This is a genomic window from Veillonella dispar (genome assembly GCF_900637515.1).
GTDB lineage: Bacteria > Bacillota > Negativicutes > Veillonellales > Veillonellaceae > Veillonella > Veillonella dispar.
The window spans coordinates 976,509-989,623 of the sequence record NZ_LR134375.1 but is presented as its reverse complement, the minus strand read 5'-3'; the positions used below and the strand labels follow the sequence as shown (position 1 = coordinate 989,623).

The following is a 13,115-nucleotide window of genomic DNA, read 5'->3' as shown; positions in this document are numbered from 1 at the left end:
CCCTTCTATTTTGTAGCTTTTAATTGTTCTTTGGAAAGTAATTTTGCATTTACTTTCGCACCGTTTTTAACCTTAGTTAAGCCATCAACGATGATTGTGTCTCCAGGCGCTAAACCTGCTTTAATAATTGTATCGCTACCACTTGTACCGCCAACTTCAACACTTTTTTGTTCTACTACACCATCAGCATTTACAACAAAGATAAAGTTTTTATCCATGATTTGAAGAATAGCGCGACTAGGAACAAGAATAGCATTTTTAATTTTTTGACCAGGAGAAATTACTGTAGCAAACATATTTGGCAATAACAAGTGATCAGGATTTGGGAAAGATGCTTTCAACACAAGCTTACCTGTTGATTGATCAAGACTTTTTGCTGCTTGAACAATAGAACCCGGTTGATTATACGTTTCGCCATCAGCAAGTTTTAATTGAATATTTGGACCATTGGAATCATCGCCAGTTGGATTTTTCATGAAGTCAAGATATTCTTGCTCTGTCATACTAAATTCAACAAAGATTGGATCGATAGAATCAATGGTTACTAATGTTGTAGAACCTGCTTGTACAAATGTACCCATATCGATATCATCCATACGTAATGTACCAGAATATGGTGCATATACCATTGTATCGCCATAGTTATCTTGAGCAATTTTTACGGATGCTTCGTATGCTTCATAAGCTGCCTTAGCTTGTTCTACAGTACTTCGTTGTGTATCTACACGTTGTTGCGCAATAGCATCTTGTTGAGCTAATGTTTCATAACGATTAAGGTCTACTTCAGCATTTTTATAGTTTGCATTAGCTTGAGCAGCTTGTGCTTCTGCATTAGCAAGAGTAGCTTCGTATTGACGAGAATCGATACGATATAATGGCTGGCCAGCAACAACTTGCTCCCCGCCTTTAACATATTTTTCAACTACGTAACCGGTTACACGAGCATGTACAGCTACAGAGTTTTCTGCAACTACTGTACCAGCATAGGTTTGGTTTACCTGTGCATCACTTGCAGTAATTTTGTATGCATTGACACTCACGTCGCCTGCTTGCTGTTGATTACTGCCACAACCAGCAACCATTACAGCGGATACAACGAGAGCCGCTAACATACGGGAATAACGGAACTTCATTATCTGTACTCCTTTACACGAAACTAATCATCTATGTGTCATAATTACATAAATATCTTTATATATTTTACAGGATTCTATAGACAAAGTCAATTTTTTCGATACCCTTCCACCTTTATAAAACATAGATAAAATCTGATTTAATTCATATTCATTGTGCACAATCAAACCGATAAAAATTATTGACTTTTATATTTTTTTGTGTACAAAAAAATGCTAGAAGCATAGAACCATTATTTAGCATTCTATACTACTAGCATATATATTCAATATGGTGGAGATGAGGGTACTACGCCTTATTAATATAGTATATATCTATATTAATAGGATGTGTACTACTTATGGTGAAACGCGTGGTGAAATACTATTATATAGTAATAAGATCAAGACAGCCGAAACGATATGCTTGCTCGATGAGTTCATGTGCGTATAATTCCCGTAGTTCCTCGCTAATAGTTATAATGTCTTCAAACAACTCATCATTAGCCGATTGTTGAAGTATAGGATTGTCAGGATTAAAAACAAATACAGCTCTGGCTATAAAAACCCGCTGATTTCCAAAATACATATTATCCTCTAAGTACTCGTAGTTATATTGAGTATCGTCTCTACTTATGCCTAACTTTGTAGTATTGAACAAATAACGGTCATTACAAAAACTCTGTAATGTAAAAGCTTCACCTAGGCTGACATAGAAGCCTTTAGTTAACGCTTTATCTAAAGGAATAATTACACTAAATACTAAATATTGATGTTGCGATTCTGAATCTATATCTTCACTAATCGCTTTTAAACAGCCTCTATATATTTTTTCTGGTGAATACCCATATACTTCTTCCGATAAATATAACTGTTCACCAAAGCTAAACCAAACCGATAATCGTCTGTTAGGATGAAAAATGTCATTATTATGTATACCTAAACTATCGACTATATTAATACTATCTCGTTCATTAGGTATTCTATACCTATTATAAAAAGCATTGACAATATCTCTAGTCGTTAGTTTGTCTGTGTCAGTACCCATACTACCCTCCTATAAACAACTATTTCATATTAAATTCATGATAGCATAATGAAGACAAAAAGAAAAGCCCTGGCGGTTAAACCAGGGCCTATGATTATAGTTCTTGAATTTTCTTTTGGATAGAAGCAACGATGCTATTAACGCTATTTCTTAGTACGCTAATATAGACACGGTTACGGATCTTAACCCAGTAAGAGTTAGTACTATTAATTTCGTCTTCGAGAGGCGTAATCACACGAGTCATTTCGGCTTCGACTAAAGCTTTAATATCGTCGAATTTAAGACCTTTCAATACGCTAACTGCGTTTTCTTTTGCCAATTCAATAGCGTCGTTGATGATGTTTTTAGTTAAAGTGTTCATTAGTTAATCTCCTTAGTAAGCATAGTAAGTGCTTCTTGTTTTTCGGAATCCATACGGTTATAGACACCTTGTCGTACGTCGTAGCTTAAGCTATTGGATATCCATTCATTAGATTTATTAGACTCATAGATACCGACAATTAAATCATAATCGAAACGTAAAGCATCGACCCAGGATAAGTTCCATTCTTCTGTATAACCTGGTACATACGTTAATGCTTCGTTAAATAAATCGACTACGTTGCCCGGGCCATATTGTACGGCTCTAGACCAGATCACGTCTTGTAACGCCTCGGAATGTTTGTCGGCATGCAGTCCATTATTAGCTAAATAACGACATGCCTTATCATAGTATTCGCTTTTAATGTAATCGTGTTGCATCTTTAAGAAGCCTTGAGGGTCTACCGATGCTAAATACTTCCACTGACTAATAAAAGCATCACTATTAACGTCGTACTGATTTAAACTATTTGCATAATCTCGGTAATACGCACCGTAATCGATACCCCATTCAATGAAAGCATCGACACTACCAGCGTTACTTGCCAGTTGGTATGCACCGTAACTAATACCGCCTAAATCACCAGCCCCAGAGGATACACATCCAGGATCGCCGTTCGATTCGTATAATGCACTTAAATCGCCTAATGCCATTTGTCTTCTCCTTTGCGTATAATAGCAGCTCCACCAATGAAGCCGACTAAACCGGAAGCTATATTCGTCGATAACTCTGTTCGGTCGTATAGTATCGACATAATAAGAGCGATAACTAAGCCGCCGACAGCTAATATCTGTACGATAGCTTGTAATTTGTTATTATCGATCATACATAACCTCGTTATAAAAGGAGCCCCCTATAAGAGGCTCCTATTAATAGTTTTTATTTAATTTTATCTTGTAACTTTTCGAGTTTATCAGTTAAGCTATCGATACGTGTATGACTTAATTTAGTAGATTCCTCTACTATCGAGATACGACGATCGAGTACTCGACGATCTTCTCTCGAAGCCTCGATCTGTTTTTGGATTTCTTGGTATTGTGCATCGATATTATCGAGAATAGCAGTCGCCTTTTTCTCGAAAGCTTTGCGTTCAGTACGATCTTCTTCAAGTTCATGGAGACCTTTAAGAAGTACGAATATTAAACCGATCGCACTAATTATAGCCGTTATAATTTCTGCTGTTGTCATAGGCTCTCCTTATTCTTCGGAATATGCTTCAAAATCGTCTTTATTTAAACTATTAATTTCAGTCCAAATATTGCTTAACGGCTTAGTCGTTAAATATTGTTGACTTTCTGTATCTGAAGTTATATATAGTTGAGTATTTTTAGGATTAGTGCTTAACATATCATTTGTGATATAGTCGTTGCCTTTTTTGACGTAGAAACATGTGATATCGCCTTGTATATCTTTTACAAACACCATCATTTTGTTGTTTCTCTCTGGAAGTATACCATTAGGAGCTATACAAGATGAAAAATAACCATATTGTCTATAATATGAAATTTTTGGGTTATTTTTTATTTCGTCTGGTACTTTTTCTAGCTCAATAGGAAACATAGTATTAGAATCATCATTAAGATGAATAAAGCCAGCTATTTTTTTATTTAATCTAATGTCTTCTACTAAAGATGTAGCAATATAACCGCCTTCAAAAATAGAGGTCTGATACCTAAAAATATTGTCTGCTCTTGAGTTTTTCTTAAAAAGATTTGCGGTTGTGTTTCTAACTGGCAATCTACCATTAGTTATTTTAGACGCACTAACTTCTAACAAAGCGTCGCTACCAGTTAAGAAGTTACTTGCTCTAGCTTCTGGAGTACCGTTAGCTTCGAGTACTTTATTTCTGAAGACTTTAGTATTAGAAGCTTGTTGTAACTGTTGTTGTGTCTTGTTAGAGAAGGTTAGATACAGTTCGAATGGTTTGTCTATGAGTTTGAAAAAGTCTATGTTATTTTTATTTTCTTTAACTATGTTGTAGATATATACTTCGATATTTTTATGCTTCTGATTATTACTATCGACAACGAAGTTTATACTAACAAATACGATTAATAAGAAAGAATTGTTTACGTATAAGTGGATATAATTGCCTGGAGACAAGTTGCCATACAATTGCTCTTTGTTCTCATAAAATGGAATATCACTATTAGTATTTGTATAAAGTACTGGAATTAAGGAAACAGCATCGACTGTCTTATCAGAATAATAAATAAAGCCTGTTTTAGGCATTTTTCTAAGATTCATCGCTTGAATCATAATAGATGAATCTATTAATAACAACGGATTTTGTCCATATTCTCCTAGCGTCGACATTCTTGTTTCATTGGACGACGCTAAAAAGTCTTTTAAAGTCTTAGCTGTTCCTTCATTATTAATACCGTCAGACTTTAGATAAAGAGTATTGAAGTCGGCTAGAGGCTGATTTCTGTAGCCCTTTAACCAGTTATAAGCATTAACGTCGTTAAATACAATATCCTTACCGTTGTTAAATGTTAATTTAAGATTATCGTTATGACCGTCGAATACAACACTAGAGCTGTCTTTTGTCGTAAAGCTACGGTAGGCTGTTTCTCGAGGGAAGTAAGTTCCGTTAGTGATGCCAAGGTCGTCATTATAATAACTATTAAAACTATTGCTAATACTATTGCTTCTCGTAACGCCACCACCGATTTCAACCATCTGATATTTATCAGCATAAACAGCAGTTTTATCGCTAGTCCTAACGTATAGAGCTTCGTTACCGTTATCGTATCGGAATTTATTAACGATGTACCAGTCGGGTTCCTTAGTGGTAATTTGCTTAATTTCATCGGCAAACTTACTTAATTTACCTTCCGAGGTTACACCTTTAGCTGTAATAGCTTCTTTAATAGCTTGTTTTTTAGATTGAATACTATTTACTTCGTTAATTAAATCTTGTATTGCCATATAGTATTCTCCTTAATTATTAACGTTTCTTAACGCTGTTAATAAAGAATTCATATCGTTATTATATTGGCTAGTCGTAACGTAGCTATTAAGGTTAGCCTTAGTAGCATATGTATTAGATGCATCCGTTTTAGATAAATAATCATTTAAAGCAGTCTTAGGCGCATATAACTGATCGGCCTTAAATTGGTTAAGGACTTCACGACCATTAAGATATGCTACAGAAGGATATACTGTAAGAATAGGTTGGTTAGCTTTATTCTTAATAACGAGGTTTGTCGGGTTAGACTCTAAGATATGGTTAGCTAAGGTGAGACCGGCTGTTTGGCTAATATTAATCGTACCGGTTACGTTATTAGTACCAGCCTTAGATACATAAGTATCGTTAGCTTGAGCAAGAGTTAAACCGTTACCGACATCGGTTTTTTTAGCGTAAGTACTATCGGCATCGGTTTTAGATAAATACGTACTATTAGCGTTAGCAGTCGTTACATAGTTAGATAGAGTAGAGCTTGCCGCATAACCACTTAAATCTGTCTTTTTAGCATACATACTAGAAGCATCTGTTTTATTTAAATAAGTAGTAGATGCATTAGAAGTCGTCAAATAGTTATTTAAATTAGCTGTAGTAGCGTAACCATTAAGATCGGTTTTTTTAGCATAAGTATTAGCTGCATCTGTTTTGCTTAGATACGTATTATTAGCATTTACTGTAGTGACGTAATTATTTAAATCTGTCTTAGTAGCATAAGCATTTAATGCTGTTCTTAATGCATAATCGCCAATCGGAGCATATAACGTATTAGCTTTATCTTGTGTTAATAAAGACTTATCGTTATGTGTAATCGTATCGGCATCGAAAGCAAATACATTCTTATTATCGTTATTCTTAAATAAAATACGATTATTTTCAGATATAACATTGTAGCCATTTAACTTAATAGGCGTATTGTTAGTAAAAGTATACTGGCCGGTTAGAGTCGTATTTTCGGTTTTCTTAACGAAAGGAGTTAAATCGATATTTTCAGCAGTACCAGGAGGTCCTTGAATACCTTGAGGACCACGAGGACCTGGATCGCCTTTATCGCCTTTAGGGCCTTTAAGATTGCCTAATCTAATTCTTGCCATTTATTTAAATCTCCTTCCAGAAACCTACGATATCCAATATGTAACGTTTATTGTTACCGGCAACGCCCCAGCCTTTAACAACACGACTATTAGGTTCTACATAGACACTATTATTATCAGCATCGACAGAAGTTTCTAATAGACGAGTCGGTACAGGAGCATCGTTAGGAAGCGTACATAACACGCCACCGTTGCCCGACCCATTTCCGGTTACCTTCATATCGAGATGAAGCTTACCGAAGCCACTTAATGCACTATATTCGAGATAGCCACGAATAGGACCAGGAGCACCGGCTTGAGCTATTCCCCATACGACATCGTATATCTTAGTAGCAGATGTAGTGTTCGGAGTAGCTGGTGAAGTTCCGTAGTTAATGTCGACAAATAAATCGCCATTATCTTCGAGAGAGAACGTTAGTTCCGGAGATAGACCTTGATCGCCACGTTCACCCTTCTCGCCCTTCTGACCTTGGATACCTTGAGCACCTTGAATACCTTGTGGACCACGTAAGGCGCTAAGCTGTTCTTGAGTAAAATCGCTATAAGTAAAAGCTCGACCGATCGGGCCTTGTGGACCAGTCGGACCAGTTAAGCCTTGTTCACCCTGTGGGCCCTGTGGGCCACGTAAACCAGTATCGCCTTTTGGACCTTTGAGACCTTGTAGTTGAGCAGCTGTAAAATCGGTATATTTGAAAGGATCACCTTTATCGCCTTTAGGGCCGACAGGACCTTGGATACCTTGAGCACCACTTAAGTCGATAAAGAATTTGAGGCCGGTAGCTTCTTTTATATAAACTTTAGCATTATCTTCATCGTTAACGGAGCTACTAATCATAACTAATTTATTTAACGGAATATTATCGACGTCGTTATTCATAGCCGTTAAAGAAGGATACGTTTTATAGATATCGAAACCTTCGCCACGGTCACCCTTCTCACCACGATCACCTTTAGGGCCGGTTAAACCTTTAAGCTGTTCTGGAGTGAAGTCGGCGTATGTAAAAGCTCTACCGATAGGACCAGTTTCGCCCTTATCGCCCTTCTGGCCTTCTGGACCAGTTAGACCCGGGATACCTTGTGGACCGATTGGACCACGTTCACCTTGAGGACCACGTTGACCTTCTGGACCTTGAATACCGGCCGGACCTTGCGGTCCGACTTCGCCCTTGTCGCCTTTTGGACCTTTAATCGATTCAAGCTGTTCTGTCGTAAAGTCACTAAATTTAAAAGCATCGCCTTTAGGGCCAGTTGGGCCTTGAATACCTTGTTCACCTTTAGGACCTACTTCACCACGAATACCTTGTTCACCTTGAATACCTTGTGGACCACGGATATTTAATACTTCGATAAGTACGCCGTTATCCTTCATGAAGATATGACCATCGGTGATAGCGACAAATTCATCTTCATTAATATTATCGGCATCGGCATTCATTTTTTCCACAGTGGAGTAAGTATGACTTAACGTAAACGATTTACCGTCTTTACCTTGAATACCACGAGGACCTTGTTCACCACGAGGACCTTGTACACCTTGAATACCTTGTTCGCCTTTAGGACCAGTTAAGCCGATATCGCCTTTAGGGCCAACTTCACCACGATCACCTTTAAGACCTTGTAAGCCTTGTGGACCTTGTGGACCAGTATAACCAGTTTCACCGCGAGGACCTTTAATACTGTTTAATTCTTCCGGTGATAAGTCAGATAATTTAAAAGTATCACCCTTATCGCCCTTAGCACCTTTAAGAGATGCTAACCATTCATCGACGGTACCAGTAAAGCCTTCTTGTTTAGCAATTTCATAAGCCGATAAGCCACGGATTTCCTTGAGAGCTTCTTTAGATAATACGATATTCTTATCATGGCCACGATTTAATTTAATCATTGACTGCACCCAGCTTTCATAGTGAGATCACCGTAACAAACGACTTCATCTTTCTCGTCATGATCGAGACGAATGTCGTAGTAGAATGTTTCCTCCATGATGTTATCGTAAGAAAACATAACGCCAGTGGTATCTTCACTGTTAAATAATAAGTCGACACAGTTAGTATCGTTATTAAATACTGGAGTTAATATAAGTACGACGCCGCCTTGAGGATTATTACGGCGCACCTTACAAGTCAACGTTCCTTCTTGGTAGCGGATAATCTCCTTAGTGCTATCATCTTCGACTTGAATATTAAAGACATGATCGTGTCCTTGATACACATCGAGATGTAGATAAGGGATGCCGCCGAATCTAATATTATTCATTATTTAACTCCTATAAGTGTTCTAAATCAGCTATACGTTTCTTAAGAGCTTCAATATCTTTATCGTATTGAGCTTTAGGAACGTAATTAGCTAAATCTGCATTCTTAGCGAAGGATTGTCCTTCTATTTTGTTGACGTATCGAGTAGATGCATCGCCAGGTGTTAACGCATACTGAGCAATCTCTGATTTTTTAATAAAACTACCTAAATCACCTTTATATGCAAACGTTTGAGACGCCCAGCCCTTTTGAGCATAATGATTATTAGCGTCTGTTCTAGACAAATAATTATTTAACTCTGTTTTAAGTGCATATTTAGGATCACCTATCATAGTTAAATAATTTCTTAAGTCTACTTTTTTTAGATAAAGATTATCGGCATCTTTTTTAGTAGTGTAATCTGATAAATCTACACTACCACCAGTACCACCAGAACCAGCCGGGCCAGGAGGCCCTTGTATACCAGGAGGACCAGCCGGACCGGGATCTCCTTTAGGGCCTTTAAGCTGCGCCAGCTGTTCTTGAGTGAAATCACTGAATTTAAATGGATCGCCCTTATCGCCTTTAGGACCAGGATCTCCTTTTAGACCTTGAGGACCGGGTTGTCCATCATTACCGCGAGCACCTTGAGGGCCAGTTAAGCCTGTGTCACCTTTTGGACCGGGAATACCTTGTGGACCACGTTCACCAGTATCTCCTTTAGGACCAATAGGACCTTGTATACCTTGTGGGCCAGGTAAACCATCGTTACCACGTTCACCTTGCGGGCCTTTTAAAGCTTCTAATTGTTCTGGTGTAAAATCCGCATAAGTAAATGCATCGCCCTTATCACCTTTAGGACCAGGTACAGATGCACCGTTAGTCGTTACTTTAAGAGATTCGAGTTGTTCTTGAGTAAAGTCGTTAAATGTAAAAGGATCGCCCTTCTCACCTTTCGGGCCAGGAGGACCTTGAGGGCCAGGTAAGCCATCTTTACCTTGTGGGCCCGCTATATATCCAGTACCGATTACGTTAGAGGATGGGATCGTAACATCGACTACTTTAGGAGTTGTCGGTTCGATCGTAATAACTTTTAATTTATCCATATATCAACCTCTTAGTGCATAGAAACATCTGGAATAAATGTAATAGAACCCATCATGATCTTATAGGTATATGTATTGCCAATAAGGAAGATATCGTATTTACCTTGCTTAACGCCTCTCGGTATCTTAAGACTAAGGGCAGATTTAACGGTTAAATAAATGCGATTATCTTGTATCGTGCATTCGGCCTCGATCAGTAAAGTATCGTTAGTATCACGGAATTTACAGATGGCTGTCGCATCTTTAAGATCCATGCCCTTAATTTCGTATACACGAGACCAGTCGGAGCCAATATATAATGTCTCATCTTTACGCTTAATTTGTTCCATTATCTAACCTCGTTTAACCGCGATACAGATATAGTTAGCAGTACCTTCCACAAAGTAGGTGTTATTACCGTTTTTGTTATATAGTATGCTTTGATCCCTAAATGTTCTTGCAAAACCGTCAAAGCCTTTATATAGTGTTCCTACATGGACTTTACGCCCCTCTCTCCAACATTGAATATTTACCATGTTGCTAGAACCACTTTCATTTACATCATAGAAAATACTATCAACGTTTGATTGATCTACGGATAATAGCCATGTACATTCATCTTCTCTAAAGCCATCTGGAATAGGAAGAGTGCCACCATGTCTGATATTGCCATAGGTAACACTAATATCTGGGATCGTTAAGAATGGTTGGAATGTACGCTGTTTATTTTTACCATACCAGCCAGGACGATTGTAACAGCATAGATTAGCTTCTTGTGTATATTGAATATTTCCTAAATCGAGATTAGTTGCACCGCCATCAGTACCGCCATCGGAAATAGTATGATAGCCACCGCCGGCTTTACGTTGAAATTTAATCGTAGCCGATGTAGCGATATTAAGATCGCCAGTCATAGTGTCGCCGGCTTTCTTAACGTAGCTATTATCTAACTTCATATTAATATCGTCGGCTAGTTTAGCAGCTGTAACAGATTTATCGGCTAATTTTTCAGTCGTAACATTCTTATCGCGTAGCTTAGGAGTCGTAACACTACCGTCTGGATGATCGATAGGGTTAGCATTTTTATGTGCCTTAATAGCATCGCTAGTGTCGCCGATAGCTTTATCGATCTTATCCCAGTTATTATTACGAAGGTTTACATCGTATTTTTCTTGTTCGGCTGGTTTAAGTAAATTAATATTCTTTGTATATGTAGCCATTATTTAGGTAAAACCTCCTGGTTTAATACAAAATGAGTAAATTGAGCTAATTCTTTATGTGTATATCGGCTTAAATCGATATGACGGTTATATAATAAGTCCACATCGTAGATAAGATTCATCGGGATTAAATCTCGTAATAGCTTAGATACGGCATCACGTTGTTTTTTAACGCCGAGGGATACCTTAAAGTGAACGTTATAGTTTTTATAATCTTCGACGATACGGTAGTTACCAGGGCCACAAATACCGTCGAGAAGTTCTCGTAGCTTAATCTCGGTATAAGGACGTTGACCGGCAAGGGCTAATAAGATATTAAAGCGTCGGTCGTCGATCGTATCGTCACTAGCCGGGATAATATCGAGTATGGATTCCCATTGTTCTAAACCATGAGATTCTGCCGTTATAATGAATTGCTCTCGGAATATTTCGACCATAGTATTCCATAAAGCTTGCATTTCGATGCTTTCGACTCTATAGATCTCTTGCATCTCGGCGACCTTACCAGATACCGGTACGGCAAACTCGGATAGGTCGATGATACGTTTATAGTTATCGAATTCTGTCATGATGATTAACCTTTAACTAATGTAACGGTACCGAGTTTAGGGATTTGGCTAGGCTGTAAATCGAGTCGCTTAACTTTCTGACCGTTAATCTTAATATCGCCTACATCGATTACTTTATCTAAATCGACAGCTAAGGAAGTTACAATAGAAGTTCTAACTGTTAAGAATTGAGTCTCGTCTTGAGTCGTCCATTCTTTACGTCGAGCTTTCAAACGTTCTTCGATCTTCTTAGTCAATTCAGTTTGAATCTCAGAAGGTTCATGACCAGCTGCCATTACGACAGGGATTTCGTAGTTAATAACGACTTCTTCGGCTGCTTCGACTGTTACGGTATGACCGATCGGAGCTAAACCGTAGCCTTTACCTTGATTAGGTGTCGGATCGAATACATTCTGTACTTCTTTAACCAGTTCTTGCGAGGGCTTATTAAATTCGTTATTGATAATAACGACCTTAACCGTACCGCCACCATTCCAGCATCTGTATATTTTAGAACCACCAGTGCCGTTAACGGAGAGTACCTTTTCTTTATAATCAGCGCCGTTACCGCCATAAGCTTTAGATTTTAATGCTCGGATATATCTTTCCCGGAAGGCTTCCGTTTCTTCTTCGTCTTGCCCCGGTACTAATACTTCTTTAATTTCGGCATTTTGTAACCCCGGGATCGTATTAATCGGAGTGATACGTCCTATACAGTAGTTACCTTTAGCACCTGGAGTTTCGCATACTAGCTTAAATTCGTTTTTAGATAAATCGATGACATCGATAACACGGAAGTTAAGATCTTCGAAGTTAAACCGAGTACCGATATCGACTGCTCGATCGAATACACCTTTCACTTCGGCCGCTGTAGCTTCACGAGGGATAATATTAAATTCGAGTGCCCTTAAAGCTAGGAAATCACGATCAGCAGTCTTAGCATAAGTCTGCTTAATAATAACTTGAGCCATGATATACGCTTCTGCCATTTCGAAAGAAAACGGAGCGAGAGAATCATATATCATAGATCCTTGTCGTTTATCGTACTCAGTACCAGTTCTATATAAGGCATCAGCTAAGATGTTCTCATAGGTTTTATTTTCGTACATATGCCGTTACCTCTTTCGATATGTTATTAATATCGCCATATATAGTTATGGCTGTGAATAAACATAATACAGAACCGCCTTCGTTAGAGAATCTAAAGTCTTTAACTTCTTTAATTCGGTCGTCGGCTAATAAGGCTTCCTTAATGCGACGTTCTATCTCAGCATAAACATACGGTATAGGTTCACCGATTAAATCGCTTAATTCTATACCGTAGTTCCAGTCATAAATTAAATATTTATAACGCTCTGTATTAATGATTTTAAAAATAGCTTGTTCCATCGCTTCGATATCGTCACACATACCAGTGAGTTTGTAGTCATTTTCGTACCTAACTCTAA

At 38.0% G+C, this 13,115-nt stretch carries 16 protein-coding genes; all 16 read right to left on the bottom strand.

Features of this window, described 5'->3' with window-relative positions; genetic code table 11:
• Positions 1–5: 5 nt before the first annotated feature.
• Complete coding sequence (locus tag EL171_RS04585; RefSeq protein ID WP_039969158.1) at positions 6–1,133, bottom strand: efflux RND transporter periplasmic adaptor subunit; 1,128 nt, start codon at positions 1,131–1,133, stop codon at positions 6–8.
• Between the two features lie 367 nt (positions 1,134–1,500).
• Positions 1,501–2,160: a hypothetical protein gene (locus EL171_RS04580; protein WP_005386499.1), complete on the bottom strand. Its 660-nt coding sequence runs from the start codon at positions 2,158–2,160 to the stop codon at positions 1,501–1,503.
• 94 nt (positions 2,161–2,254) lie between these two features.
• The gene (locus EL171_RS04575; RefSeq protein WP_005386497.1) at positions 2,255–2,521 is read right to left on the bottom strand and encodes a hypothetical protein; all 267 of its coding nucleotides are present in this window, start codon (positions 2,519–2,521) and stop codon (positions 2,255–2,257) included.
• Complete coding sequence (locus tag EL171_RS04570) at positions 2,521–3,174, bottom strand: VgrG-related protein (protein ID WP_005386495.1); 654 nt, start codon at positions 3,172–3,174, stop codon at positions 2,521–2,523. Before EL171_RS04570 ends, EL171_RS04575 begins: the two co-directional genes overlap by 1 nt.
• A complete protein-coding gene (locus tag EL171_RS04565) occupies positions 3,165–3,347 on the bottom strand; it encodes a hypothetical protein (protein ID WP_005386494.1) in 183 nt (60 codons plus the stop codon). The genes EL171_RS04570 and EL171_RS04565 overlap by 10 nt, the downstream gene beginning before the upstream one ends.
• Before the next feature lie 53 nt (positions 3,348–3,400).
• The gene (locus EL171_RS04560; RefSeq protein WP_005386493.1) at positions 3,401–3,709 is read right to left on the bottom strand and encodes a hypothetical protein; all 309 of its coding nucleotides are present in this window, start codon (positions 3,707–3,709) and stop codon (positions 3,401–3,403) included.
• 9 nt (positions 3,710–3,718) lie between these two features.
• On the bottom strand, positions 3,719–5,452 hold the full coding sequence (locus EL171_RS04555; protein ID WP_005386492.1) for a hypothetical protein: 1,734 nt from the start codon (positions 5,450–5,452) through the stop codon (positions 3,719–3,721).
• A gap of 12 nt (positions 5,453–5,464) precedes the next feature.
• Entirely contained in the window at positions 5,465–6,580 is a 1,116-nt protein-coding gene (locus tag EL171_RS04550; RefSeq protein WP_005386490.1) for a collagen-like triple helix repeat-containing protein, read from the bottom strand.
• Between the two features lie 4 nt (positions 6,581–6,584).
• Complete coding sequence (locus tag EL171_RS10050; protein WP_005386488.1) at positions 6,585–8,465, bottom strand: collagen-like domain-containing protein; 1,881 nt, start codon at positions 8,463–8,465, stop codon at positions 6,585–6,587.
• Positions 8,462–8,836: a hypothetical protein gene (locus EL171_RS04540; RefSeq protein ID WP_005386486.1), complete on the bottom strand. Its 375-nt coding sequence runs from the start codon at positions 8,834–8,836 to the stop codon at positions 8,462–8,464. The genes EL171_RS10050 and EL171_RS04540 overlap by 4 nt, the downstream gene beginning before the upstream one ends.
• Before the next feature lie 10 nt (positions 8,837–8,846).
• Positions 8,847–9,920: a collagen-like domain-containing protein gene (locus EL171_RS04535; RefSeq protein WP_005386485.1), complete on the bottom strand. Its 1,074-nt coding sequence runs from the start codon at positions 9,918–9,920 to the stop codon at positions 8,847–8,849.
• Positions 9,921–9,931: 11 nt separating this feature from the next.
• The gene (locus tag EL171_RS04530; protein ID WP_005386483.1) at positions 9,932–10,249 is read right to left on the bottom strand and encodes a hypothetical protein; all 318 of its coding nucleotides are present in this window, start codon (positions 10,247–10,249) and stop codon (positions 9,932–9,934) included.
• 3 nt (positions 10,250–10,252) lie between these two features.
• Positions 10,253–11,119 carry a hypothetical protein gene (locus EL171_RS04525; protein WP_005386482.1) on the bottom strand — a complete coding sequence of 289 codons (867 nt, stop codon included), beginning with the start codon at positions 11,117–11,119 and terminating at the stop codon, positions 10,253–10,255.
• Entirely contained in the window at positions 11,119–11,688 is a 570-nt protein-coding gene (locus tag EL171_RS04520) for a putative phage tail protein (protein WP_005386481.1), read from the bottom strand. The genes EL171_RS04525 and EL171_RS04520 overlap by 1 nt, the downstream gene beginning before the upstream one ends.
• 5 nt (positions 11,689–11,693) lie before the next feature.
• Positions 11,694–12,776, bottom strand: a complete 1,083-nt coding sequence (locus EL171_RS04515) for a baseplate J/gp47 family protein (RefSeq protein WP_005386480.1) — start codon at positions 12,774–12,776, stop codon at positions 11,694–11,696.
• Positions 12,763–13,077, bottom strand: coding sequence for a DUF2634 domain-containing protein (locus EL171_RS04510; RefSeq protein ID WP_197718129.1), 315 nt, complete (start codon positions 13,075–13,077; stop codon positions 12,763–12,765). The genes EL171_RS04515 and EL171_RS04510 overlap by 14 nt, the downstream gene beginning before the upstream one ends.
• Between the last annotated feature and the right edge of the window lie 38 nt (positions 13,078–13,115).